26 protein-coding genes are annotated in these 25,029 nt (G+C 36.5%); 8 read left to right on the top strand and 18 right to left on the bottom strand.

Going from position 1 to position 25,029, the window contains the following annotated elements; genetic code table 11:
* Positions 1–237: 237 nt before the first annotated feature.
* A complete protein-coding gene (locus UtA1_RS04875; protein WP_096550225.1) occupies positions 238–1,689 on the bottom strand; it encodes an aminotransferase-like domain-containing protein in 1,452 nt (483 codons plus the stop codon).
* A 102-nt stretch (positions 1,690–1,791) separates the two neighbouring features.
* On the opposite strand from UtA1_RS04875, the gene UtA1_RS04870 reads away from it, so the two are divergent.
* The gene (locus tag UtA1_RS04870) at positions 1,792–2,403 is read left to right on the top strand and encodes a LysE/ArgO family amino acid transporter (RefSeq protein WP_016837400.1); all 612 of its coding nucleotides are present in this window, start codon (positions 1,792–1,794) and stop codon (positions 2,401–2,403) included.
* A 281-nt stretch (positions 2,404–2,684) separates the two neighbouring features.
* Positions 2,685–3,896, top strand: a complete 1,212-nt coding sequence (locus tag UtA1_RS04865; protein WP_232019906.1) for a DUF5068 domain-containing protein — start codon at positions 2,685–2,687, stop codon at positions 3,894–3,896.
* Positions 3,897–3,970: 74 nt separating this feature from the next.
* Here UtA1_RS04865 and ltrA read toward each other — a convergent pair whose 3' ends face one another.
* Together ltrA and UtA1_RS04855 are read right to left on the bottom strand one after the other, a co-directional pair.
* Positions 3,971–5,233, bottom strand: coding sequence for a group II intron reverse transcriptase/maturase (ltrA, locus tag UtA1_RS04860; RefSeq protein WP_096552415.1), 1,263 nt, complete (start codon positions 5,231–5,233; stop codon positions 3,971–3,973).
* A gap of 707 nt (positions 5,234–5,940) precedes the next feature.
* Entirely contained in the window at positions 5,941–6,174 is a 234-nt protein-coding gene (locus UtA1_RS04855; protein ID WP_096550224.1) for a hypothetical protein, read from the bottom strand.
* Between the two features lie 168 nt (positions 6,175–6,342).
* Between UtA1_RS04855 and UtA1_RS04850 the strand changes: the two genes are divergently transcribed.
* From UtA1_RS04850 to UtA1_RS04835, 4 genes are all read left to right on the top strand, one after another.
* Positions 6,343–6,840 (top strand): Lrp/AsnC family transcriptional regulator, encoded by a 498-nt coding sequence (locus UtA1_RS04850; protein ID WP_016837404.1) that lies wholly within the window; start codon positions 6,343–6,345, stop codon positions 6,838–6,840.
* Positions 6,841–8,007: an aminotransferase gene (locus UtA1_RS04845; RefSeq protein WP_096550223.1), complete on the top strand. Its 1,167-nt coding sequence runs from the start codon at positions 6,841–6,843 to the stop codon at positions 8,005–8,007.
* A 228-nt stretch (positions 8,008–8,235) separates the two neighbouring features.
* The gene (locus UtA1_RS04840) at positions 8,236–8,835 is read left to right on the top strand and encodes a hypothetical protein (RefSeq protein ID WP_096550222.1); all 600 of its coding nucleotides are present in this window, start codon (positions 8,236–8,238) and stop codon (positions 8,833–8,835) included.
* Between the two features lie 41 nt (positions 8,836–8,876).
* On the top strand, positions 8,877–9,074 hold the full coding sequence (locus UtA1_RS04835; protein WP_232019905.1) for a hypothetical protein: 198 nt from the start codon (positions 8,877–8,879) through the stop codon (positions 9,072–9,074).
* 137 nt (positions 9,075–9,211) lie between these two features.
* On the opposite strand, the gene UtA1_RS04830 is transcribed toward UtA1_RS04835, so the two are convergent.
* Positions 9,212–9,790 carry a YdhK family protein gene (locus tag UtA1_RS04830; RefSeq protein WP_016837407.1) on the bottom strand — a complete coding sequence of 193 codons (579 nt, stop codon included), beginning with the start codon at positions 9,788–9,790 and terminating at the stop codon, positions 9,212–9,214.
* A gap of 145 nt (positions 9,791–9,935) precedes the next feature.
* On the opposite strand from UtA1_RS04830, the gene UtA1_RS04825 reads away from it, so the two are divergent.
* Positions 9,936–10,118, top strand: coding sequence for a hypothetical protein (locus UtA1_RS04825; protein ID WP_016837408.1), 183 nt, complete (start codon positions 9,936–9,938; stop codon positions 10,116–10,118).
* A 131-nt stretch (positions 10,119–10,249) separates the two neighbouring features.
* Here UtA1_RS04825 and UtA1_RS04820 read toward each other — a convergent pair whose 3' ends face one another.
* The 7 genes from UtA1_RS04820 to UtA1_RS04795 form a co-directional block, all read right to left on the bottom strand.
* Positions 10,250–10,525: a CC/Se motif family (seleno)protein gene (locus tag UtA1_RS04820; protein WP_016837409.1), complete on the bottom strand. Its 276-nt coding sequence runs from the start codon at positions 10,523–10,525 to the stop codon at positions 10,250–10,252.
* 250 nt (positions 10,526–10,775) lie between these two features.
* Positions 10,776–10,913: a hypothetical protein gene (locus UtA1_RS17010; RefSeq protein ID WP_016837410.1), complete on the bottom strand. Its 138-nt coding sequence runs from the start codon at positions 10,911–10,913 to the stop codon at positions 10,776–10,778.
* 107 nt (positions 10,914–11,020) lie between these two features.
* Positions 11,021–12,265, bottom strand: coding sequence for a sensor domain-containing diguanylate cyclase (locus UtA1_RS04815; protein ID WP_096550220.1), 1,245 nt, complete (start codon positions 12,263–12,265; stop codon positions 11,021–11,023).
* Positions 12,266–12,367: 102 nt separating this feature from the next.
* The gene (locus UtA1_RS04810; RefSeq protein ID WP_096550219.1) at positions 12,368–12,982 is read right to left on the bottom strand and encodes a flavin reductase family protein; all 615 of its coding nucleotides are present in this window, start codon (positions 12,980–12,982) and stop codon (positions 12,368–12,370) included.
* Positions 12,983–13,419: 437 nt separating this feature from the next.
* Positions 13,420–13,656 carry a hypothetical protein gene (locus tag UtA1_RS04805; protein ID WP_016837414.1) on the bottom strand — a complete coding sequence of 79 codons (237 nt, stop codon included), beginning with the start codon at positions 13,654–13,656 and terminating at the stop codon, positions 13,420–13,422.
* Between the two features lie 564 nt (positions 13,657–14,220).
* Positions 14,221–14,664, bottom strand: a complete 444-nt coding sequence (locus UtA1_RS04800) for an SgcJ/EcaC family oxidoreductase (RefSeq protein WP_016837417.1) — start codon at positions 14,662–14,664, stop codon at positions 14,221–14,223.
* Positions 14,665–15,426: 762 nt separating this feature from the next.
* Positions 15,427–16,092 (bottom strand): hypothetical protein, encoded by a 666-nt coding sequence (locus UtA1_RS04795; RefSeq protein WP_096550218.1) that lies wholly within the window; start codon positions 16,090–16,092, stop codon positions 15,427–15,429.
* A gap of 309 nt (positions 16,093–16,401) precedes the next feature.
* Between UtA1_RS04795 and UtA1_RS04790 the strand changes: the two genes are divergently transcribed.
* Positions 16,402–17,541: an IS110 family RNA-guided transposase gene (locus tag UtA1_RS04790; protein ID WP_096550217.1), complete on the top strand. Its 1,140-nt coding sequence runs from the start codon at positions 16,402–16,404 to the stop codon at positions 17,539–17,541.
* Positions 17,542–17,713: 172 nt separating this feature from the next.
* On the opposite strand, the gene dcm is transcribed toward UtA1_RS04790, so the two are convergent.
* From dcm to UtA1_RS04755, 7 genes are all read right to left on the bottom strand, one after another.
* Positions 17,714–18,973: a DNA (cytosine-5-)-methyltransferase gene (gene dcm / locus UtA1_RS04785; RefSeq protein WP_096550216.1), complete on the bottom strand. Its 1,260-nt coding sequence runs from the start codon at positions 18,971–18,973 to the stop codon at positions 17,714–17,716.
* A gap of 86 nt (positions 18,974–19,059) precedes the next feature.
* Entirely contained in the window at positions 19,060–20,208 is a 1,149-nt protein-coding gene (locus UtA1_RS04780) for a hypothetical protein (protein ID WP_096550215.1), read from the bottom strand.
* A 5-nt stretch (positions 20,209–20,213) separates the two neighbouring features.
* The gene (locus UtA1_RS04775; RefSeq protein WP_096550214.1) at positions 20,214–21,575 is read right to left on the bottom strand and encodes a Sau3AI family type II restriction endonuclease; all 1,362 of its coding nucleotides are present in this window, start codon (positions 21,573–21,575) and stop codon (positions 20,214–20,216) included.
* 255 nt (positions 21,576–21,830) lie between these two features.
* Positions 21,831–22,277, bottom strand: coding sequence for an NUDIX hydrolase (locus tag UtA1_RS04770; protein WP_096550213.1), 447 nt, complete (start codon positions 22,275–22,277; stop codon positions 21,831–21,833).
* 148 nt (positions 22,278–22,425) lie between these two features.
* The gene (locus UtA1_RS04765) at positions 22,426–23,058 is read right to left on the bottom strand and encodes a malonate decarboxylase holo-ACP synthase (protein WP_096550212.1); all 633 of its coding nucleotides are present in this window, start codon (positions 23,056–23,058) and stop codon (positions 22,426–22,428) included.
* Entirely contained in the window at positions 23,049–24,734 is a 1,686-nt protein-coding gene (gene mdcD, locus UtA1_RS04760; protein ID WP_096550211.1) for a biotin-independent malonate decarboxylase subunit beta, read from the bottom strand. The genes UtA1_RS04765 and mdcD overlap by 10 nt, the downstream gene beginning before the upstream one ends.
* The gene (locus tag UtA1_RS04755; RefSeq protein WP_016838819.1) at positions 24,712–25,023 is read right to left on the bottom strand and encodes a malonate decarboxylase subunit delta; all 312 of its coding nucleotides are present in this window, start codon (positions 25,021–25,023) and stop codon (positions 24,712–24,714) included. The genes mdcD and UtA1_RS04755 overlap by 23 nt, the downstream gene beginning before the upstream one ends.
* Between the last annotated feature and the right edge of the window lie 6 nt (positions 25,024–25,029).

Raw genomic sequence — 25,029 nt, 5'->3', positions numbered from 1 at the left:
CGCTTCCTTCAGATTCCGCGTCACCACGGACACCCTTGCGTTAAGCTAACTGTTACTTCTGCCTTCACAGTTCGGGACTTACACCCTATAGATTACACCCATGCCAGGCGCACTAAAAAAGAGCGAATGTAGAGAACGATTCGCTCTTTTTTGTAAAGGATGGATATTGATGATTGAAAAATTTAACATTCTCTTTAGAGAATTTTGCTAAAAAACAAAGCTCCAATTTTAAAATTCCTATTCGCTTCCTTCTATTCCTCTATTCATCGAAACTTTAGAGATTTTCCGCAAAATTTCTAACCCCTTAGCCAATTCATCAAAAGATGCATATGCGTATGAAAGTCGTATATGATGCAAGTCGTTTGCAGCATAAATATATCCGGGATTAATCAAAACCTTTTCATTCAACAGTTTTAAAAAGAAAGCTTTATTGACAATCGGCTGATGGAACCTAAGCCAAATATAAAAGCCCCCTGCTGACTTATTCCATGAGGCAATATCTTTAAACTCTTCTTCCAATATCTTTTCTACAAAGGCAACCCTCTCTTTTAGTTGATGTCGGAGCCATGAAACATGATTTTTATATAATTCCGTTGATAACCAGTGAGCCACAATTTCTTGTGAGAAGGAGCTAGACCCATAATCTGTTTGCATTTTAATATCGGCTAATCTCTGGATTACTTGCGTTGGCCCTACTACCCAACCAATGCGTAATCCTGGACTTAACGTTTTCGAAACGCTCCCGATGTATAGCACTTGTCCTGAAGAATCGAAGGATTTAATCGGCGGTGTCGGAGAATCAAATAATAATTCATGGTACACATCATCTTCCACAATCGGAATTTGCAAAGCATTGCACACTTCATACAACTGTTTCTTTTCTTCCACTGAAAAATTTATTCCTGTTGGATTATGCAATGAGGGAATGCAATAAAAAATAGACTGCCTTTTCTTTTTTAAAGATTGTAGGGTTTCTTGTAAATGCTGATTTCGCTGAACCGAGATCATTTGCATCCCCGCAGATTGAAATGGATGCACTGAAGTTAAATAAGATGGATCTTCATGAAATACGATTGAGCCTTCCTCTAACAAGCCAAGAGCAATTAATTGCAATGCTTGAAGTGCCCCTGAAACAATTAAGATATTTTCAGGAAAAGTATAAATCCCCCGCTTTTGTAAATATTCGCACAAAATCTTTCGCAATCGTTCATTCCCTAGAGGTGATGAATAGCCGATTACTTTCGCATCAAGAGAAATTGATTGAAGAGACTGCTTCAACTCTTTTGTCGGAAGTAATTCCGGTGACAACTCCCCTGTTCCAAGGCGAATGACGTCATCGTATTGCTCGTATTCATTAATCAATTGAATGGTATGAATGTTTGGTTTATGAATACTCGATTCAATATGTTGTTTCCAATTCGGTTGGGATTTGTTTAACAGGGCATTCCAAGAATGATTCGCCACATAGACTCCAGAACCCACTTTCGATTCCAATAAGCCATCCGCTTTTAATTCTTCTATCGCCTGTTGCACCGTGCTACGATTTACTTTCAATTGGCTCGCAAGTTTTCGTTGGGGTGGAATTTTTGTGCCAACCGTCCAATCTCCTCTTTCAATGCGAGACCGCATCCAATTGACAATTTGTTCTTGTAGGGTTAAATGGGAATTCCGTTCTGGTTTCCAGTCCAAAAAAATCACCTCTTTAAAATTGGATGGTGCAAAATCCATCCAATTGGTCGTTTTCTTTTAGTTATAACAAAGTATGATTGATTTAGAAAGCGGGGTGAAGAAATGGAACCACTATTACACGGAATCATTTTAGCATTTGGATTGATTTTACCTTTAGGGGTTCAAAATGTATTTGTTTTTACACAAGGTGCTATGCAGCCGAATCTTTTCCGCGCCTTTCCTGCGACAATTACTGCAGCGATGTGCGATACATTGTTAATTTTACTTGCTGTTTTTGGATTATCCGCAATTGTGTTGCAATTTGAATGGTTGCGAATAGGGCTTTTAATGGTGGGAGTCGTATTTTTGTTATATATGGGGTATGCCATTTGGAAAAGCAAACCAGCAATCACTGAAACAAACAACGCGTTGCCAGCCAAAAAGCAAATTATCTTTGCGATTTCCGTTTCCGTCTTGAATCCTCATGCTATTTTAGACATTATAGGTGTGATTGGAACGAGCGCGCTGAAATATGAAGATATCGAACAATTATTATTTACCTTAGCCTGCATCAGCGTATCTTGGATTTGGTTTGTTGGCCTAACCATAGCAGGGGGAGTCTTGAAAAAGTTAGATCGCTCCGGAAGGATTTTAATGATTTTTAACAAATGTTCAGCCATTTTTATTTGGGGCACTGCTATTTATTTAATGACTGATGTATTTGGCCAGCTCTAGTCTTTTCCAATGAAATGCTTAAGAATAGGTTTTCCTTTTTAATTAAATAAAGAGCCATTGCATTTACTTCTGACAAGCTTGTACAAAAAACAAATTATACCAATTAGCTATTTAAACTTTTCAATGTTATGAACATTATCCCACTTTACTTACAAACCTTTTTCATAATCCAAACTCGAAAATGCTATACCTTTCTCTCATTTTTGATGGATGCTCTTATAATAGAGAAAATTTTCTATATAATTGTTCACGTGACAAAAAATTTGAAAGGTTGTGAAAAAGTGGGTAAATTTCATTGGTTCGTTGTCACGCTCTTGGCAATGCTATTAGCAGCCTGTGGTGGAAATGAAGAATCAAAAAACCTTGAAGAAAATGCAGATGTAGAAGTAGACATAAACGAAGAAAAAAATGAAAAAGTAAACGGAGCAACTACATCTTTTGATGAAGTAAATAAACTCATTCAAGAAGCAACAGAAGGAAATATAGAAGTTGTATACACAAACGAGAGCGCAAATTATTCCCATGATATGAAAGGTTTTATTGTCGACGTTCCTGCCTATCAAATTGTGAAAGTCACTGATATGAATCGAGATTTTCTTATTCAATTTGATGACCAACAAGAAGGTTATATCATCATTGCTAAAACAATCATAAACAATACAACAGAGAAAGATATGTACTACAACCTCAATTTTAATATTCGTTTAACACACGAAACAGATTACATCCCATTTGACCTTACATTTTTAAGAAAAGAACTTTTCCCTCGCCCACAAAACGAACAAACACGTGCTTGGGCTCCAGGTGAAATAGCGGAAGGCTATGTCACATTCACTTTAACAAATGAACAATTTGAAGCTATATCTTCTGTAAAACCGAAGTTTGTCATTGAAGGTGGCGTATCTGAAAATGAGTCATTCAAAGAAAGCTTCCTTGATGATGCTGTGTTTGACTTCGTATATAGTGAAGAATATGCAAAAGAAGTTGGAAACGCACCACAATTTTACCCAGATCGTTTAACAACGGCAAACTGGGCTGATAAAGTAATGATTTTTGAAAAATCAAATATCAATGAAACAAAACAAATTGACAATGTAATCATTACGTTAGATGGTGTTCAATATACAGAAGTCATTCCAACCGCTGGCAATGAAGAACGTTTCCGTAACTTTGGCGATAGCGGTGTCGTGGCAATTACGGTGAGACTTTTGATCGATAACCAATCCAGTGAAAAAGTTAATATTGATCAAATTGGTTCAAAATTAAGAATCGATGATAACCGCGGTACAGCTATTGCTAGCGGCATGGTGGAACCTTCTGATGAAAGGGAAGTGCAACCAGGAGAACAAGGCGTTAAACATCATGTCTTTCTTTTTAGAAAAGATGAATTTGAAATTTTCAAGAGATTTGATTTAGAATTTGGTCCATTCACAAATGATGAAGGAAAAGATCAATTTAAAGGAAAGACAGTTACTTTTACATTACCAAGATAAATCGAGTAGGAGGGAGCGATTAACTCCCGTCCTCTCACACCACCGTACGTACGGTTCCGTATACGGCGGTTCAATTAAGATAATTGACGCAAGTTTTCATAACGAGCTTCAAGACTTTTCAGCCCTTGGTTTCTCCAATAGGAGTTACCAAGGGTTCTGTGTAATATTGGACTTTTTGAAATACGCCAATAACTCTTCCGAGTATTTCCCCATTCATACGCTTGCCATTGTGGTACGCCAAGTTGAATAAGGTTGCGTAACTTTGTTTTCGGTTTCTTCCAGTTCTTCCATAGACACATTCGAAGTCTTCTACGAATCCATTTATCTAATTCAGGGAATATAGATTTGGTGTCTGCTAACGCAAAATATCCACACCATCCCATTAGATATTGATTCAGTTTCTGAATGCGGTATTCCATCGGGTAGGGCATCTTGCGTGATGTGATTTCACGAACTTTATTCTTCATTCGTTTAAGGCTTTCTTTTGCGATACGAACCTTTGGCTCTTTATGATAGGTAAAGCTAAATCCTAGAAACTTACGTTTCCATGGACGGTCGACCGCTGATTTCTTTTCATTTACTTTCAGTCGTAGTTTTCCTTCAATAAATCGCTGGATACTTGCCATTGTGCGAAGTCCTGCTCGTTTACTTTTCACGTAAATGTTACAGTCATCCGCATATCGAACGAATTTGTGTCCTCTTCTTTCCAATTCTTTATCTAGTTCATCTAGTACAATGTTAGATAGTAGCGGACTTAATGGTCCTCCTTGTGGAGTTCCCTCAAATGTGTTTGACACCACACCATTAATCATGACGCCCGATTGTAAATACTTACGAATCAATTTCAGTAATGGTTTATCTTGGATTCTCTTCGCGAGTGTACCCATTAATCTGTCATGGTTGACCTTATCAAAGAATTTCTCCAAGTCCATATCTACAACCCATCGATGTCCATCTCTTATATATTCTTTCGCTTTCCTCACCGCATCATGGGCACTTCGGTTTGGTCTAAATCCGTAGCTGTTTTCAGAGAATGTAGGGTCATACACTTTTGAAAGTACTTGGGCGATTGCTTGTTGAATCAAACGGTCTGTTACGGTAGGGATTCCTAGTAAACGAACACCGCCATCAGGTTTCGGGATTTCGACTCTGCGGACTGGCATCGGTTCATAAGTTCCCTTGAGAATTGCTTCTTTAATCGATAGCCAGTTTTCAACTATGTGCTGTCGTAGATTTTGTACGGGCATCATATCTACTCCGTGGCTTCCTTTATTCTGTTCTACACGTTTTAGTGCTTGAAGCATGTTCTCCCGTGACAGGATTTGATTCAAAAGCATCGTTATTCTCCTTCCGTGAATAGCTGTTCTCTTTATGCCAGTGGTCACTCCACCCTCCAAGAGGTCCCCCACGGGATTCACCGCTTCCTCCCTCAAGTGAGGTACTACGTTTTCTGTGTTCATCATGACTCACTGAATGCCAAGGGCTATTCTCTCTTAATTGTTCGGTCCTTCTCAGTTGTTCTAGACCAACTAATACTATGACCTCTGCTGACTTCTGATGGTTCAGCTACTTATCACTAAGTAGGTTATGAAGTGTATTTCACGTATCCATCAGACCTCCCTGGGTAAGAATGTAATCTTTCCTTCCATCTATCTGCTTCATTTACTCTGTATCACCTTCGGCAGAAAGGACTTTGTTTTGTTGTGCAAACTCATCCAATGATACCTAGCCTTGTATGAAGTTCGTGTTCCTCAGACCGGAAGTTTGCCGCTCGCTTCCTTCAGATTCCGCGTCACCACAGACACCCTTGCGTTAAGCTAACCGTTACTTCTGCCTTCACGGCTCGGGACTTGCACCCTATAGATTACATCCATGCCAGGCGCACACAAAAAAACACCACGTATCGATGCGTGGTGTTTTTTTAAAGAGGTTATACACCTGTAGAGACATCGAAAGGTACAAACTCACCATTTATATATGCTTCTAAATATTCTTTGTTACCTTAAACACATGTTTTCTTTCTGTATTTTGCTCTTCTTGTTCATCAAGCTTTACAATTAGTGTAGTCCCGATCAATTCTAATCTCTTCTACATTTGCAGTAGATGAATAAACAATATAAAAAACATTCCCTTTCGTATTCAATATTTGGAGCTTAGCGTATTCATCTATTCTCTCTTGCACTTTTTTCAGAACAACCTCTAATTCACTTATGCTGAATTGAGATGTCTGACACGATGCTAAAAACATCAGCATAAAAATAAATACATATTTCTTCATCTATTTCTCTCCCCCTATTTCATTGATTCTACAAAAATTTTCCATCACCTCTTAGATGACTTAAATGCTTAGAAAAACGCAATAACTTCGTCAGATTTGTACTTGAACTCTCTATTCATAGTGCTAAAATCTATAAATAAACTACACATAGTTGGGGGTCTTTTTTCAATGAAGCTAAATGAAAAAGAATTAGAAATACTTGGAGTGTTAGAGAAAGACGCTCGAATCGAAACAGCAGACCTTGCAAAAATGGTGGGCTTAAGTATAGAAGAAACAGAATCCATTCTAAAAAAACTTGAGAGTGATCAAGTCATTGTTAAATATTTAACAATGATTGACTGGACAAAAATCGATGAACATCAAGGCGTTCGAGCAATGATTGATGTGAAAGTAACCCCTAAACAAGGCGTTGGCTTCGATGAGATTGCTGAAAAAATTTATCGTTATGATGAAGTACAATCTGTTTATTTAATGTCCGGTACTTATGACTTATCCGTTATTGTTGAAGGCAACACTTTAAATGAAGTGGCAAATTTTGTATCACAAAAATTGTCTACATTGGAATCTGTCGTATCAACAACAACTCATTTCATCTTGAAAAAATACAAACATGATGGAATTATTTTAGAACAAGAGAAAAAAGATAAAAGAATTGTGGTGTCATAAATGAAGGCAACAAAAAGTACATATATTTCCAGAACAGTTAGAGAATTAAAACCCTCAGGTATTCGTCGTTTTTTTGATTTAGCTGCAGGAATGGAAGGCGTCATCTCCCTCGGTGTTGGTGAACCTGATTTCGTCACTCCTTGGCATGTTCGAGAAGCGGCGATCCGTTCCATTGAAGAAGGATATACTTCCTATACACCCAATGCGGGTCTTCTAGAACTACGCGAAGAAATCACAAATTATGTAAAAAACCGTTATCATGTGGAGTATTCCCCTTCCGAAGTCATTGTCACAGTGGGGGCAAGTTCAGCAATCGATACAGCGATGCGCACGATTATCGATCCAGGCGATGAAGTTATTGTTGTAGAACCCTGCTTCGTATCATACAGCCCTACCGTCACTCTTGCAGGCGGCATCCCAGTCCCAGTGCAGGCGTTAAAAGAAAATGACTTTAAAATTTTACCAAGCCAAATTGAAGCAGCAATCACTCACAAAACGAAAGCGATGATTATTTGCTTCCCTAACAATCCTACAGGTACGCTATTAAATAGAACTGAATTAGAAGCTCTAGCTGAGATTGCCAAAAAATATGATCTACTCGTAATCTCTGATGAAATTTATGCCGAACTTACATATGATGATTCCTTTACAAGTATGGCCACTCTCCCTGGTATGAGGGAAAGAACCATTTTAGTGAATGGATTCTCAAAAGCCTTTGCCATGACAGGTTGGCGACTAGGTTATGTATGTGCACCGGAAGAAATTGCAAGTGCGATGTTGAAAGTTCATCAATATGCATTGATGTGTGCATCAACAAATTCACAATATGCCGGTTTGGAAGCGTTGCGCAATGGACAAGGCGAAGTGGAGAAAATGGTGAAAAGTTATCGTCTCCGCCGTAATTTCATTGTGAATTCCTTTAATGAAATGGGGCTTACTTGCCACATGCCAGGAGGTGCTTTCTATGCCTTCCCTTCCATTGAATTAACTGGACTCAGTTCTCAAGAATTTGCAGAACGATTATTGTTAGAACAAAGCGTTGCCGTTGTACCAGGTGATGTCTTTGGCGAAAGCGGCGAAGGCCATATCCGCTGCTCTTACGCAACATCAATGGAAGAATTAAAAGAAGCAATGAAACGAATTAAACACTTTATTGATTCGTTGTAATATTAGACTTGATTTGTACAGGCTGTTAAGGTTGCTTAGCAGTCTGTTTTTTTATTGAACATGATAACTTTGGCGAAATACTTGCAACTTTATTTTAAATATTCATTTCTTCCCTTCCTTCTCCCTCCAAAAAAACAGGACATTTGCAACTTTCTCTTTTTTCATTTCCTTGCTACACTCCTTTATAACAAAATCTATTTTTTGAAATTTTTTACTGAGGTGATTCATTTGAAATACAAGTTATTTAGTAACTTATTGTTGTTTTCAATCATCCTTCTCGCCGCTTGTTCTACCACCAATGACGACGTTCCTGCAACGATAGAAGCCAAACCTGACACCGGATATGGTAAAACCTTTCAAGAACTCAGAATTGGCAACCTATTAAACTTTGATTTCAAATTAAATAATGCGGATCAAACGTGGGTAACGATTTGGGTGGAAAGTTATCAGGATGGAAAACAAAAAGAACAATCGGCCGCTCAATTGGCTTATGGATTAAGCCCTAACAAAACAGAGCAGGGTCCTTTAGGAATCGGTATGTTTGAAACCGTCGATGGATCATATCTATTTATTTATTCCAACAACATCTCATTGAAGCCAACAAAAATTGATATCCCCAATTCCGAAAACATCATTAGCGAATGGAAATATGCTTTAAATGAAGAAACATTAGAATTAAATCAGTCCTATCTATTAGGAGTATATCGAGCATCAGAAAATGAAATGGCAGTTTACGATTTACAAGATGAAAAAGAAGTCGAACAAATGATTCAAGACTCTAAGTATGTCCTACTAGTGAAAATGAAAATTGAAGAAAATGAAGATTAAAATTGAGGATGATAAATAACTTCTGTAAAGGAGTTGAAAATTTGGATAATATTGTATCAGAAATTTTATTTTCCATTTATGTCATCATCATGATTATTACTTCTGGTGTTTATTTACGCCAATTAGAAAAAGCACGAAAACACCGAGCGTTGACTGCTTTTGAACGGACGATGTATATCCTAATTCAAGTTAGCTATTTGTTATTTGCGGCTAGCCTGCTTATTTCTGTATTTACTTAGACGTGAAAAAGCCTGATCTAAAAGTCCAAAACTTTTGGATCAGGACCGACTCCTTATGATGAATATTTCTCTCCTTATAGTAATCACATCTAGCGTACCGCCTTGTCAAGCGGAAGTATCGGTCAAAAAGTGTGCCTTTACGGAGCAACAAGTTCCCCTTCAACTAGCCATTTGTAGTTTTTTACTTCTTCTCCTGTTGTTGTTGTAAAGTCCACCATGTAGACAGGTCCTTCTTCTGCCGTTTCAATCGTTGCCGATGCACCTCTCATGCCTGGTATATGTTCCGTATTAATTACCAATTCCCTACCAGGTTCCATTGGATCTCCACTTGCTCCTTCTAACTCCTCATGAATCACCCATTTATAATGTTTTACTTCCTCACCGCCATCTGTTGGTCTAAAAGATACAGAGTAAGCCGTTGTATCATAAGCTCCGACAACTACTCCTTCTGCTCCTTCCATGCCATCCATATGGTTTGCATAAATTTTTACTTTACTGCCAACTGGGAAGGCTGGATTGTCTGCCACTTTTAAGTCTAACGGTACTTTCCCAGAACGATCTTCAATGGCATCTGCTTGTTTCGTTTCTACTTGTTCTTCAGAAGTTTGTTGATTTTCCACTTTATTCTTGTCTATTTGTTCAGATGTATCCCCACATGCTACAACAGTGAATAAAAAAGATAGTAAAAATAATGTAAAAGTCCAATTTTTTTTCATGAAAACCCTCCCCTGCTTTTTATTATTAGGTTTGTCAATTTTAATCTTTATATACATAAATCTGCCTGATTGAACCCTAATTCAAACGCTTTTGAAACCAATTGGAAAAAGAATCGTAATTATGAATAAAAAGGGGAGGATGGATATGGAAACAAAAAAATGTTTTAAATGCGGAGGAACGGAATTTGCAGAAGGCACAGACTACATGCCAATTAAACCAAGCCTCATGTCGATGAGTGGTGCAAATAAAATTTACACATTTTGTTTACATTGTGGAGAAGTAGATTCCATACGAATCGAAAACACAACGATTTTCAAAAAGAAATAGGGGCTTTCCTCCCCTCGCTTTCTTAAGCTTTTAACAAACTTTCTCCTACAGTAGTCGAAACAAGTTTGCACAATCCTCGTCGCAAAGGGGCCATCTCAATATGACTTTTCAGACTGCCCCATGATAACTACTTATTGCACTCTTGCTATAACCGTTTTAAAAATGCCAAATCCCTTTAATTGAAGAACGAGCTTTTCTTTCATAGCAATAGGAGTTTGTACATAAACAGACAAGTCATCTATGGTAAACTCTCGATAGTTTTGCACATTCTTCGGTTTTCTTGGCAACACAACGAGCTCTTGGATATCTGGAGCACAACACCCTTTCACTTCTAACAATTGCACCGTTAATTGATTCCCCTTTGAACGAATCCAGTCTTTTACACCCTCATGGATTTCTACGTGCATGTTCCTCCCCCCGTTTCGGTCAAATTTTTTCTTTATCATATATGATGCAAAAGATGAAGAAAATACTTTTGTTTAGGAACAGCACTTTACATTGAGAATCACACATAAACCGCAAGTCGCACGAAAACGACTTCCCTCCACTTACTCGATTCAAGTGCAATTAAAATTGATGAATTCAGGGAAACCTATCATGTCGCTTTTTTATTAACGATTTCTTTTCCAAATAAAAAACTGATAAGAAAAATTCCTATCAGTTTTCCAAATGTTCTTGATGGTCCTGTTTGTTTTCATTTTCGTAGGCTATTAATGCGACACCAAGTTTATGCTCCAGCGCCTTAATTTCTGCCAACTGTTCTTCCGATAAGTGTGCGTATTGCCAATCCTCCATATTTTTCACCTCACAAAGAGTATGGTCAAAAAAAGAAAAAAATACGCTTCTTCCTTTTTATTTTGACCTTATACCGGGCACATCATCTTATACTCATACCATTTCTTCTACTCTTTATAGAATACAAATCCTTTTCGATATTTTTTTGCTTCATATAAAGCTTGATCAGAATTGGATATAAGCGTCTTTACATCAATGCCGTCTTGAGGGAAGATGGCAATACCGATGCTCGAAGTGACGACTATCGATTGATCCTCTATTTGATAAGGAACTTGAAAGGCTTTTTGTAACCTCGTTGCAATTTCAACAAGGGTTTGTTTTCCACGGATATTTTTAATTAAAATCAGAAATTCGTCGCCACCAATGCGGCAAAGGACATCTCCTTCACGCACATTCTTTTTCAACCGATCGGCAAATTTTATTAATAATTGGTCCCCTACTTCATGGCCGAGAGTATCATTCACCTTTTTGAAATCATCCATATCGATAAACATAACACCGAACATGCCATTATTTCTTCTTGCTTCTTCTACGACTTTTTTCATTTCTTTTGTAAAATAACGCCGGTTCGTCAGTCCTGTTAACGGATCGTGGTACGCAAAATATTTTAACTGTTCCTCATAGTGTTTCTTCTCGGTTACGTCTCTCACTACAAGCTGATTCACATATTGCCCTTCAAAAAACACACGCATCATTGTAATTTCCGCCCACAAAACTTCCCCATCGACCCGCTTCATTTTCTCGAGTACTGTTGTTTGAATTCCTTCTATTAATAACTTTCTAATCGAAAACTGTTGCTCCGTATGAATCAATTGCCATACAGACATACCTAATACGTCTTTTTTGGAACGAGCGCCAATCAGGTCCATGCCAGTTTGATTGATGTAGATGACAGCATCATCTTTTATCATAAAAACCGCATATGGAAAAAACTCCAATAAATTGCGGTAACTTTCTTGATTCGATTCGAGTTTCCGTCGAATTTCCATTTGCTCTGTAAAATCTTTATACGTACCAACCGCAAGGACATTGCCTTCATTTACTGCACCATAGGAAGCTAAAATATCTAATACTTTTCCATCTTTTCGTTTTCTTTTCGTCATATAATAGGGAACATTTTTTCCGCTTTTTAAAGTATTCAATAGTTGTTGAAATTCTTCTTCGTCTTGCTCCTGAAAAACAAGTAAATGATTAGGAACTTGCCAATCTTCCTCCGCACACCCAAGAATCTTTGCGAAAGCAGGGTTTGCCATTAACACTTTCCCATCATAATCAACAGTAAATAAGGCATCATTGGAGTTATTCCATACGAGTTCCAATACATCAGGATCTACAGATTGTTTAAAATCCATTCCATTCTCTCCTTTGAAGGATAAAAAAAGGGTCTCAACATGAGACGCTCACTTCTGTTATTGTCAGAAAACCAAGATGAAACTATACATTTTCATATTGTATTACTTCGGCCTTTCGATTAAAAATATATTGCCTATCGTAGCATATTTCGGACCTGCTAATCGGCTGATAGGATTGAGTTCTCTTGTTTTAATATATGAATGGTCATAGATTTTTTCATCTAAATGCACGAGCACAATTTCACCTATAAATAAATCGCAGCTCGGCCCTTCACCATTGATGCCCCCTAAAGGAATCCCTTTTACCAGTTTACATTCCAATCGCACTTTCGCTTCTTCTACTCCCGGAACACTTACCATTTCACTTTCTACTGGAGTTAATTTTGCATATTCCAGTTCACTTTTATCACTTGGTAAGTTTGCCGATGCCAAATTAAATTTTTCTATATTTTCATGATCCGCAACATGCACAACAAATTCCTGCGTATTGTAAATATTTCGAGCAGTGTCTTTCATTCTTCCATCTTTTCGTTGTACAGAAATCAAAAGCATCGGTGGGTTGGCTGAAACGATATTAAAATAGCTAAAAGGTGCTCCATTGACAACGCCTTCAGTGGACATCGTCGTAACAAAGGCAATCGGTCGAGGAATAATCATGCAAGTGAGTAAAGTATCATTCTCTCTTTCACTTATTTCTTTTGGATTAATGGAAAGCATGCATAAGTCACCTTTTCTAAAAGATTGTCCGGCCCACTACAGCCTTCTTGATTTATTTTATTACATGATAATTAAATATTTTCCTCAATATAACTTTCGAATGGGGAAAATATTATTTTTTCAGAAATGTCGCGGGACTGACGATGGAAAGAGTTTGTTGAGGATTGGTTTAAGATCCATCCCCTTAATTAATAAGAGTCTTGGGGACTTAAATTGGGCACTTGTGCAAACAATGAATACGAGGGCTTCTTCAATAAAGGTTACATTCAAAATAAAGAATTGAGGTTAAATGAGGATTTATGGGAATGGACTTATGCAAAAGTCGTTTAAAGGAGAGAAAGGCACTTTGTCATGGAAATTGTGAGGAAAATGGCAACGTTTGTAATCACTAAGCAGACAACAATTTTCAACGTTCCATTTCCCCCACTACTAACACTTTAGAAATACACGACCGTCCAGACGACGGATGTTATAAAGTAGGTAATCGCAAAGGGAGTTAGTTTCGGGACAAACTTTACAAACACCACAAACAGCACTGCACCAATACACAATAATAAAACCCACGGATGAACATTCAGCACATTGACCGTAAACATGTGCACAAATGTCGCAACAAATGCAGCACTAAATGCTTTTAATAATAAGATGAGTTCTTCTTTTTGATGCGTTGACAAAACAATCCCTCCCCTCTTACCCCCAATGTATTATTTTCCACAGGAAATAGAACTCTGTTTACAGAAATTCCAATCATTCGTAATTTTTTCGTGCGTATCTTCTAGAAGCTGTGTGGAGTATTGAGAAGATAATTGAATACGGATGAAGTAAACGGTCGGTATAACGCTTTTTCCAAAAAGAAATGATTTGATCTTTTAATCGCCCTTGAGTGCTACACTCTTTTTGCAACAGGAGAAATGGAATGTAAAGTTGGTGGGATGATACACTTTGATGATGGGAAAGAACGACCTATATCGCTAACGTTAGAATTGCCAAAACAATTTTCTTCACGTGAAATAGTGGATTTAATTCATTAGATGATGTGGAACAAGGAGGCATCATGACATTACCCATAAACAGCTATCGATGTTAAATATACTAGTCCAAATGGGGAATGGCGAACCTGTTCAATGGCAAAATAGCGCAAAAGAATTACAGGATATGTACGGAACATTGTTTCAAAAGTAAATAAAAATAAGGCAATCAACAAAACGTTGGTTGCCTAAATACCCATAGCAAACAAATTACGAAAGCAGTTCCCGCAACTCTATTGTCATGGCTTCGACAAGTTCAGGTCTTCCATGGAACTGAGCAGGTGTATTTTGAAACAATTCAATAAACCAGTGATCGTCTTTTCTCACCGCTACAACTGTATGATGAGCATTGACGGAAGGTTCAATATCCGATTCTCCAGGCGGGACCATCCCAGCAATCGCACGTAAGAAGGCAATATCGCTTCCTAAAAAACGAATATCCTTCACCTTCGTTACATAAGGAGCCGTTGGATGACTTTCAAAAATAGGCGCTAAATGCGAGAGGATTGCTTCCTGGCCAATCGCCATACTTCCATCAAATCCAATCTGTACCCCTTCTTCCCCAAACAAAGCAGCCATGCCTTCTGCATCTCTTCGATTCCATGCTTCAATCCATTGTTCATATAGTTTTTGGATTTCTAGTTTACTAGACATTTCTTTCCCTCCCCTAAAGCAGCTAACACTACTCAGTGTACGCATTTCCCATGCTTTGATATAACAGCACTTCTACCACGTACAAAATACTGCTATGGTTTGATAATACTCGAAAATCAATAATTTTTCGATAAAAATCGAGGATTTCAATCTAAACTTTAGTATGGAAAGAGGGGTTTCTATTTAGACATAACATATAGATGACAACCAACAAGTAAATGGAAAAAATATTCCTTGTACCAGTATTATAGATACAGTATTAAAATACAATCAATCATGATGAGACACATGTACCTATAGTCTAAAACTAATTACTACTGGAAGTTCAACCCTGGATTGTAAAAAGTTCTTGTAGAAAAACCAGATTATTTTAAATGAATCAATATTCAAAAAAATCAGTACTATAGAAACTGTCTCCCTCATTTGCGTGACAACATTACGTAAACTATTACTTTTGCTGGATTTAAACGTCTAAGTAAGTCAGAACCAGATGGTCAATTGCTTTTACAGTGAACTATGATGACTTGTATCACACTAAAATACCAAATAAAGATAAGTGGTTACCTGACTATTCTATTTATAAAGAAGGAATTTGATTTAGAGAAAATAAAGCAGTGGGAAGCCGATACAGAAGTACGAAACTTCTTTGAAAAACTATTAAAGTAGAATTAAAACATGTAAAGTATCAACTACCTGAAACATCTTGTGAACTTGGAAATATGTATTTGGATAGAACTCTGATTTCACATTCAGAGATAGGATTCAACCATTTCCTTTTTTCAACAAGTTTTGATATCCAAATGGAGTTACATTATAATATGCTTTAATCGCATTACTCTTAAGCAACTCTTCTTTTTGAAAAATGATATTAATAGGTTTTTCTGCAAGTTGGGTCGAAAAGTAATATTTAGCACTACTTTCCTTCGCAATAGTGGAAGGTTCATCAATTTGCCCATTTTCTCTGATTTCTCTTGCTTTAGCATAAAAATCTTCTTTTTTTAGATTGTATTTTAAAAATATATATTTTTGAAACTCATATCTATCTACAAGCATTAATTCCGCTGAATAAATATGTTCAACTTTCAATTTTTCAAGTGGAACATCCTTACGAATCGGCCATATTAAAATATAATGATTTGTTTCTTTAGTATTATCGTAGAACCAACCTTCTTTAACTTTTCCGTCTTTAATGTAGGTTAATTCAAATGCAAATGTAGGAAGTCCATTTGGATATCTTATTGCTGCCTTCTCATCCACTATATATTCTTTTTGCTTAGTTGAAAATTTTAAATCTACTCCTTTATTTTGCATATCTTTATCTACAAATCGATGATAAGTTTCAAAATTAAAATTTGAATAAAAATATTTTTCTAAAAATTCAACAACCACATTTTCACCTTTTATATCATTATCAAATTCACTTTTCATTACAACCACCTCAAATTTAGTTATTCTATATAGAACTTACAAATTCCTCCATAAAAAACAATCATGAATTTTCATTCACAACCCTGGCATGAAAATGGATATTTCTTTCCCATAATGTAGATAACACAAACAGTTAACAATACGTAGGCTTTTATGGTGGATGATACCCTGAATAAAAAACTGTTTGAGTGGATTTGGTGAACAACCCATTGTTAGCTCATTCATTTGGAATGATGACTACGTACAGAAAAATGCTTATATTTCAAATTCACTCGCTGTTTGTGAATCTACTTTATGGGAGGGATTATATTGGATGTACTGATGACACGTTGTGCAGGATTAGATGTACATGCTGAAACAATTGTTGCTTGTGTCATGATTGGCGAACAGGACGATGAATTATTCATTGAAACAGAAACTTTCCCCACTTTAACAAAGGATCTCTTTCGTTTACTAAAGTGGTTGGAAAACCATGGCATTACGCACATTGCGATGGAGAGTACTGGAGTTTATTGGAAACCTGTTTATAACATTTTGGAGGATTACTTTGATATTACATTAGCGAATGCTCAAAGAATCAAGAATGTCCCTGGAAGAAAAACAGATGTTTCGGATGCAGAGTGGATTGCGAAGTTATTGCGTTATGGACTGATTGAAAAAAGTTTTGTTCCACCAGAAGATATACGAAGCCTTCGTGATTTAACTCGGCTTCGTAAAAAATGGATCGGCCATTTGACTTCAGAAAAAAATAGGATTCTGAAAGTATTAGAATGCTCAAATGTTAAACTAAATTCAGTTATTTCAGATGTGTTTGGTGTTTCTGGAAGAAAACTTCTATCCAAATTAATTCAAAATGGATATGTTGATTCCATTGATGTAGAAAATAGTATTCACGGAAGAATGAAGCACAAAAAACAAATGATTACAGACTCTTTATTCGGTACTTTAAACGATCATCAAATCTTTCTAATCAAACAATCTTGGCAACACATCGTTTATTTAGAATCATTAATCAGCCAAATCGAGGAAAGAATAGATGAAATTCTGAAGAATTATAAAGAAGAAGTGGAGTTATTACTAACGATTCCGGGTATTAAAAAGGATTCCGCAGCAATTATTATTGCAGAGATTGGGGTGAACATGGAACAATTTCCTACCTCTCAACACTTAGCGTCTTGGGCCGGAGTTGCTCCAGGAAATCATGAAAGTGCAGGAAAACGAAAGTCAACTAAAACGACTAAAGGGAATCCTCATATCAAAACTGTACTGTGCGAAGTAGCATGGGCAATCTCTAGAAGTAGGAATCGTTGGTTAGCTGCTAAATATTGGTCGATTGCTGCAAGAAGAGGAAAGAAAAAAGCACTCGTTGCCATATCGCATCGAATGCTTCGAATCATTTACTCCATGCTAATTAATAAGGAGCCTTATAAAGAACCTTTAATTAATTAGTATAACCAAAGAAGAATAAGTTTAAACAAAGTTACCTTCCATTAGGTAGCTCTGCTTTCTTATTGTCTTTTTTAGGTTATTTATATATTACCCTCAATAGATTGAAGCTATTCATGGGCTAAGTGGAATTAAATTATTTTCACAGAAAAAGACTATGGATTTACCATAGCCTTTAAACAAATAATTCTATTTGTTCGGATGTCACTAGTTCTTTCGAATCAATCTCAATAATTGTTTGTCCCATTTTTGTAATTAAATCCACTACTAGAGCATTTCCCATGCAAAAATATCGCATACGTTCAGACATACCAGCAGTCCAATTATCAGGGAAAGAATTTAACCGTTCGCATTCTATCGGTGTTAAAAATCTTTTTCTTCCATTTACTTCAACAATATGAGTGCTCCGATTTACAGTACCTTCACTTGTTAGCATTGTTCGCCCAGGACCATTTAAATCATCTGTCGGAGACATGCCGCCTTCGGAGAAAATATATCTATGCCCATTAGCTGAGATACGCTCAATTTTTTTTGGTCCACGTAAATATTCAAACTTTCTTTCTGTTTCCTCGTCTAGGTAATACTTTTCATCCACTTCATCTTCATTTAGCAAAATATCTTTTAATGGTGTAAACTTTTCTTCCAAAACTTCCGGATGTGCTGTAAACACTTCATCCCCAATCATAACACCTGCCGGATAAAAACCAAACGAAAATTTATCTGAAATATCCACGATATCTTTATTAAGTTTTACATAGTCAACTCTATTTTTGTATGCTTCTTCTTTTACCGGGAAAGTCTTCGCGAAAAATCCTTCTTTAAAAATAATTTCATACGGATTTAGACGCTTTTGACGGTATGCAAAGTCTGAATTGTTTTTATAAGCAAAGATAAAAATTCTTCTTCTCTTTTGTGCTCCGCCATATTCAGCTGCATTGATTACTCGCCATTCCACGATATAATTTAAATCCCTTAAAGTAGCAAGCATAATAGCAAAATCACGGCCACGTTGTTTTGATGGGGATTTTAATAGTCTATCTACATTCTCAAGTAAAATATATTTTGGATGGGAATTTTCAATCACTCTTTTGATTTCCCAAAATAATACTCCTTTTTTTCCTTCAATTCCTTTTTCTCCAGAAAGAGATCTTGCAACAGAATAATCTTGGCATGGAAAGCCCCCAACTAATAAGTGGATATTTAACTGTTGAAATTTTTCACTAGGAACTTTCGCAATATCCATATTGCTATATTCATCTATACCAATATTTTTGAAATTCCTTGAATAACATTCAAAAGCATCTTGAGTTTTTCTGGCCGGTTCCCATTGGTTAGCCCATACTGTTTTGAAAATATCTGCATTCGCTTTTTCCAATCCCAGCCTAAAACCGCCCACGCCAGCAAATAACTCGACTACATTTAGAGTCTTATTCACAAGGCGAACATCCTTTCCCTTTTTTTATGTCTATTATAATAAAATTCTATGAAAAGATCAACAATTTTCTACTTTTCATTTAATTTTTACTTTACCTCTTCAAATTCTAAAATTGATAAATCTTGATTAAATTTATACTTTATTAGTTTTAAATTCGACCATTCAGCGGTTATTGGTGGTCTTCTACCCTGAATAAAATTTCTTTTACCAATACTATCTTTTAATTTTATCACTTCTTTAGGAAAATCTTTAGCAACAATAAATGCCTCTATCATATTATAATCGCCAAAACTATATTCTTGGTTAATCCAATCCACATATTTCATTGCTTGATGTACTACTTCTGTTGTTGCAGTGTCTTTTTTTATTTCAATCATTAGGTATCTAGATATCGTATTAAAACCAGGAATATATCTATATCCGAATATGTCCATCTTGTCCATGTAGTAAACGGGTTTAAAAGGGGATGCTACGACCTGGTGAGAAATGTAATCCCAACTACCAAAAATACCATTTCGATTATTCATAATATAATCTATTATTCCCGCTTCAATCGCCATTTCATGCTTTATTGTTTCTCCATTTGAAGCTAATTTCAAAATGTTATTAGCCGTAATTTTATAGTCATCATTATATATTTCCTTAATTCTTTCATGCACATCCTTGGAAACTTCTATTATATTATTAGGCTTTTTTATTTCATTTTCATTTCTTTTTAGAATAATATCTAATAGTGCCTTATTTTCAACATCATCAATTTTAATAAAAGATAGATTTGCAAAAACGCGCAACATTTTAAAAGCAGATGGATTGGATGATAAGACATCATCCGTATCTATACCTTCAGTAAAAAAATATGGTGCTGGCTCAAAAGTACAAATAAATCTGTTCTTTAGGTTTTCATTTTTATCCAAAATCATTTTTGATTTTAACAATTCATATTTTTCAACTTTTGGTATATCTGCTCCAGGAAAATTTAAAAACTTGCAATCGCCTTTAATATTAACCAATTTACCTACACCATAAATTTTACGATCTATGAAGAAATAGACATTATCTCCTTCCTTCATAGATAAGTAGTCAGCAATTGTTCCTTCCTGAGGAGTGTTCCATTCTTCTTTATTGATGTTTAAGTTAGTACTATATACACCCGATTGAATTACTTTATTAAGTACATTTTTTATTTCCGATTCCTTTTTATTTTTACTTTGTAGAGCAAATATATATCCCGCCATATCAATTACTCTCCAATGTCTTTTACGATTTCATAGATATAATCAGCATTTAACCAATAACATTGCTTCGTAATCCACTGTCCATCAGGTAATTTTACTTTGTCACTAGCATCTTTTCCTTTTGGACGAACATGAAGTACACCGTTGAAATTTGACTTAGGAAAGTTATTTTCTACGCCTTTCTTTGTTTGTTTCAAAATAACGCCTTCTTTTAAAACTCTCCTTATTTCTTTCCAATATTCAAATACTTCATTTTCAATCGTTTCAACTGGCATATGCCAAAGCTTAATACCTTTAAATCGAAGAACATTATTTTCATCGTATTGAAATACAACAAAGAGTATTTGTGTTTCTAAAAAGTAATTTCGAATAAAACTATTTTCCCAATTTTCCTCTAATATTTCATAGAAATCAATATTCACAAAAGACATACTTTCCTTTGGACGACCATTTTGTTGTAAACGAACTGTTTTAAATTGAATATTTGCTTTTGCAAACTCTGAAATTTTATCAAGTTTTGTTCCTTTGACACCAAGTAATGCACTTATTAAGTTCGGAACTGCAGCCCTATTTTTTGGATTGATTTTTATATTTAGTTTGTCCGCCATTTCTTGCATAGACATGCCAATATAAGGTGAGAACTTTTCATGAAGTAATTGTTCAATTGTTTTCTCTTTTAATTCATCGAATTTAGCGAATTTTACCAATTTTTCTTTTAAAATAATTTGTCTAACAAGAGCTGTCATATATGATGTTTTCAAAGAATAAGCCCTTTGCATGGCTGGAATATCACTGAAAGGTTGTTGTCTTAATGAATTTTTATTAGCCCCTTTGGTACAAGCACCTAAATATTGGGTATCACCTTCTGATAATTTATGCGCCTCTCCTGCACGAATTTTATTTACAATGTACTCCCAATCTTTTTTTATGATTTCTAAATCTTCTTCCGGAAACGTAAATAAAATAGTTTCTACAATACGATAGTCACCACGATCAATATTCGGCTTCCATTCGTAAAACATTAGCAATAATTTATTGTTTTTTTCCCAAAAACTTGAGCTCCAAAAATCTTTTTGGACTTCTTCCATATAATTAATTATGTTTAATACTAATCTTTCTTTAGCTGATAATGTTTTATTTTTATTTTGTTTAAAGGGGGTTACTTTCAATTCAATACCCAAATTAGAAAAATCTGCTTCAGCTTTAGAGTTTACCTCATATCCAAAAAAACTTTCTTCAATAATATTACCTAATGCACCAGTTGCCCCCTTCTTACTGAGGCGATTATACTTATCAATTTCCTTAAATGTTTTTCCCCTAGCTTGTTTTGCTTTTAAAAGTAGCTCTTCTTCATTAAAATATTTCATTCGCCATTCACACCTATTTACTAAATGATAATTTAGATTATTATTGTTTAAAGTATAACAAGGATGTTTTACATACATCCTTGTTTCTAACAAACAATGTATTTTTACTCTTAATTTAAATTATAGCTGAAATATTCAGTTAATTAATAATATCTATTAACTCTAAAGTACATAAAAATTGCATTTAGTTTGATGGCTCATAATTTTACATGATGTATGATTCCTTTTTTAAAAGATGTAAAAATATATCTTTTCCTATCGAAAATTTTCTAGTAACTGAACAAACCTCCTATGACTCCCCACCATGTTTTCCGGCAAGTTGCTGCGTTTAAAGAAGCGGACTTCGAGGGTTTCGGAGGGTTGGCATTGCAGGGTTCCTTCGAATTCATTCGTATAAAATACCGCTGTAACGCTATAAAACTCATCGCCGTTTGGGGTTTTGGTGTAAAATTCCTTCCCTGAGAAAACGTGAAGGAGTTTTAAGTTTCGGATTTCCAAACCGATTTCTTCTCGCACTTCCCGCTCCGCCACTTCTTCAAAGCTTTCCCCCAGCTCCATCAAGCCGCCTGGAAGTCCCCATCTACCTTCTGGCCGTTTTTGCAACAGCACTTCTCCTTTTTCGTTGCAGATGATCACTACCGATCCCGGTAAAATTAACGGTTTTGTCCCAACATACTGTCTTAAAAATTTATAGTATTCCATCACATGTCTCCTGTTCGATTATTTCCATTCCTATTTTTTTCTTGCATTTACGCTTATACCAACATGCCTTTTCTCTTATTGTGACCCTATTATCCCGTTTTGTGAAGTGATTGAGTTGCAATAAAAAAAGAGACGCTTTCGCATCTCTTTATTGATTTACAAGTAATCGAATTTGATTTTCTACTGTCGTGCATAATTGAGGACCAAATGGCGTTCTTATCACAAACCCTAATTTTTCGTGTTTTAAAAAGTCATGTAATAAAAACGCACCGACAGAAGCCAGTTCAACCTGTACGTCGACTCTTCGCTCCAATTTTTCTAAAAACTTCCCTACTTCTACTAGCAATTCCCTATCTATTGCATCCATATAAATGCATAGGTCAAGATCGCTTCTTTCTGTCGTCACCGAAATATCTGTGGCGAGCTCAAATCCGACGCTTCCAGTCGGCCCCCATCGTAAGTTGAATTGTTCAAAAGCCTGTTTTATTTTTTTCAAAGTGGGAAGATGTATTTCATTGGTATATCCTTCAATTCGATCCACTAATTCAATAGGTGTCATCACTTCTACAATACGGCTTTTATGAATAAACGTTCCGAAGCGCTGTTCTCTTGTATTGCCGCGTAAACCGATTGGAACCATATCGTCCATAATGGGCATTCTTCTGACTACCCCATAGTTTTTCGCTGCAGGTGCATTAAACACCCAATCTGGAATTGGAGTCGTTTTTTCGAGAACATCAATGCTTTCAAATTTCACAATATCATGTACCTTTATTTCCATTGTGCCTCAATCATCTCTCTTACTTTAATAGAAGCTGCTCTGCCGCCGTTTTTAGCAATTTCAGATGTTAATCGGCAAGATAAATCTCGATCATTGTGCTTTTGAATGTCGTGATATGCGTCGATAATAGCATCCATTAACACCTTTTTGTCATCATCATTTGGATTTTTCCCATTTACCCCATCCAGCAATTGATAGAGTGCTCCAAGCTTTTGGAATGATTGGATATCATAAGCCATCGCCGGAACTTCCTTCGCTGCTTCATCCAGTTCTTCAATGGAACGCATCGTGATGATTGCCGCTGATTTTTTCGACATCACATGGACGTTGACGCCATCATCATTTAAAGCAATTAAGCGATTCCCTTGCATGCCGTGGGATAAGAACGCCCCGGAAATCGCATTTCCAACAATCGCCGTCACAATTGGATGCCCCGCAAGTCTCGCTGTTGCATATGCATCGATTGCCGCGGAACAAGCCAAATAAAGGCCGAGCAATTCTTCATGATAACCAAAGGCTTGGCTTGGTACATCGACAATTGGAATAATTAGTCGTTTTTCGGCCGCATCGCAGTCCTCATCAATCGCCTGCTGCACATATTTTGCGATGGTCCATCCTTCCAATAAACCAACTTCCCCTTTCCGGGCACGGTAATAAATGTTTTCTGGATTTGGCACAACCGCAATGACTCGCGCTTTAATGCCATTTATCGTTGTATCTGCTACTAATACCGATGGAACTTCACTAATGGATGGTTTGCCATTCGTCAATAAGTTGAACCACTTTCTTCCTGTGCTTTCTACAACTTCTGTTGGAACTGGCAATTCTGTATCTTGAATTTCTGTGTCTGTCGCTAACAATTCCCTTGCGACTTCTGGCAATATTCTTTCTTCTAATGTACAAGATTTATATAAGGATAAATAATGATCAATTTGTTTTGTTCTATTTTTGAATTCAATTTCTCCGTTCCAAACGCTCAAAATCGCTTCTTTAAAGTTTTGTACATCATCTTCTACTAAAATATCAATCAATCCAGCTTCTTTACGAGCTGCTCCACCAATCATTTTCCATATTAATGGATTGTTTCTGGAATCCAGTTCTCGAATTCCCGCTTCTTGCTGGATGACTTCCGGTCCATTCATTCCTAAACGGCCTTCCCGCGTCATAATCAATGCACTGCATAATCCTGCTGTTAAGGACATGCCACCAAAAGATCCGATTTTTCCTGGAATGATGCCAACAACAGGCACATACTCGCGCAATTCCACGATGGCCGCACTAATTTCCGCAATGGAGAGCAAGCCGTAATTTGCTTCTTGCAAACGCACTCCACCTGTATCGTAAATGATAATAGGATATATTCTATTGCCCTTCTTGCATTCTTTTAAGATTTTTTCCAATGTACCTGCGAATTTGGCTCCCGACACTTCTCCAATTCCGCCGCCTTGGAATTTTCCTTCAATGGAAATCACAACGGCATCATTGCCATTCAGTTTTCCTTTTACAATAATCATGCCATCATCAAATTGTGGTACGATGTTTTGTTTTTCCAAGTGCGGAGACCCAAATCGATCAAAAGGGCCTAATATTTCATAAGCGCTTCCTTGGTCCAGTAGCTGGAATGCTCTTTCCCGCGCTAAACTTTCTACTAAACTATTCGTCATAACCTTTACCATTTCCACTCACCTCCACTGCTTGTGCCAAACGAAGGGAAACGATTCCCGGTGTTGCCCCGAAATCGTTAATCGTAATGCGGGCTGAAACATCATTTAGGCTGACAAAACGCTCGATGACTTTTTTCCACGTATCTTGGAAGCCCGTAATCCCAGTACGAATTTCAAATACTGCTTGATTATCATCAGTCGGTTCCACAAGCACTTCCAAATCGCCTGATCCGACAACGCCAACATGGGCTCGATTTGTAATTTTCTTTGTCGCTGGAAATGAATATGTGAACTTCTCCACTCTACC

Origin of the sequence: Ureibacillus thermosphaericus (assembly GCF_002370195.2) — a bacterium.
Taxonomy (GTDB): domain Bacteria; phylum Bacillota; class Bacilli; order Bacillales_A; family Planococcaceae; genus Ureibacillus; species Ureibacillus thermosphaericus.
Note: the sequence above shows the minus strand (reverse complement) of the source record. Positions and strands in the feature narration are given on the sequence as shown.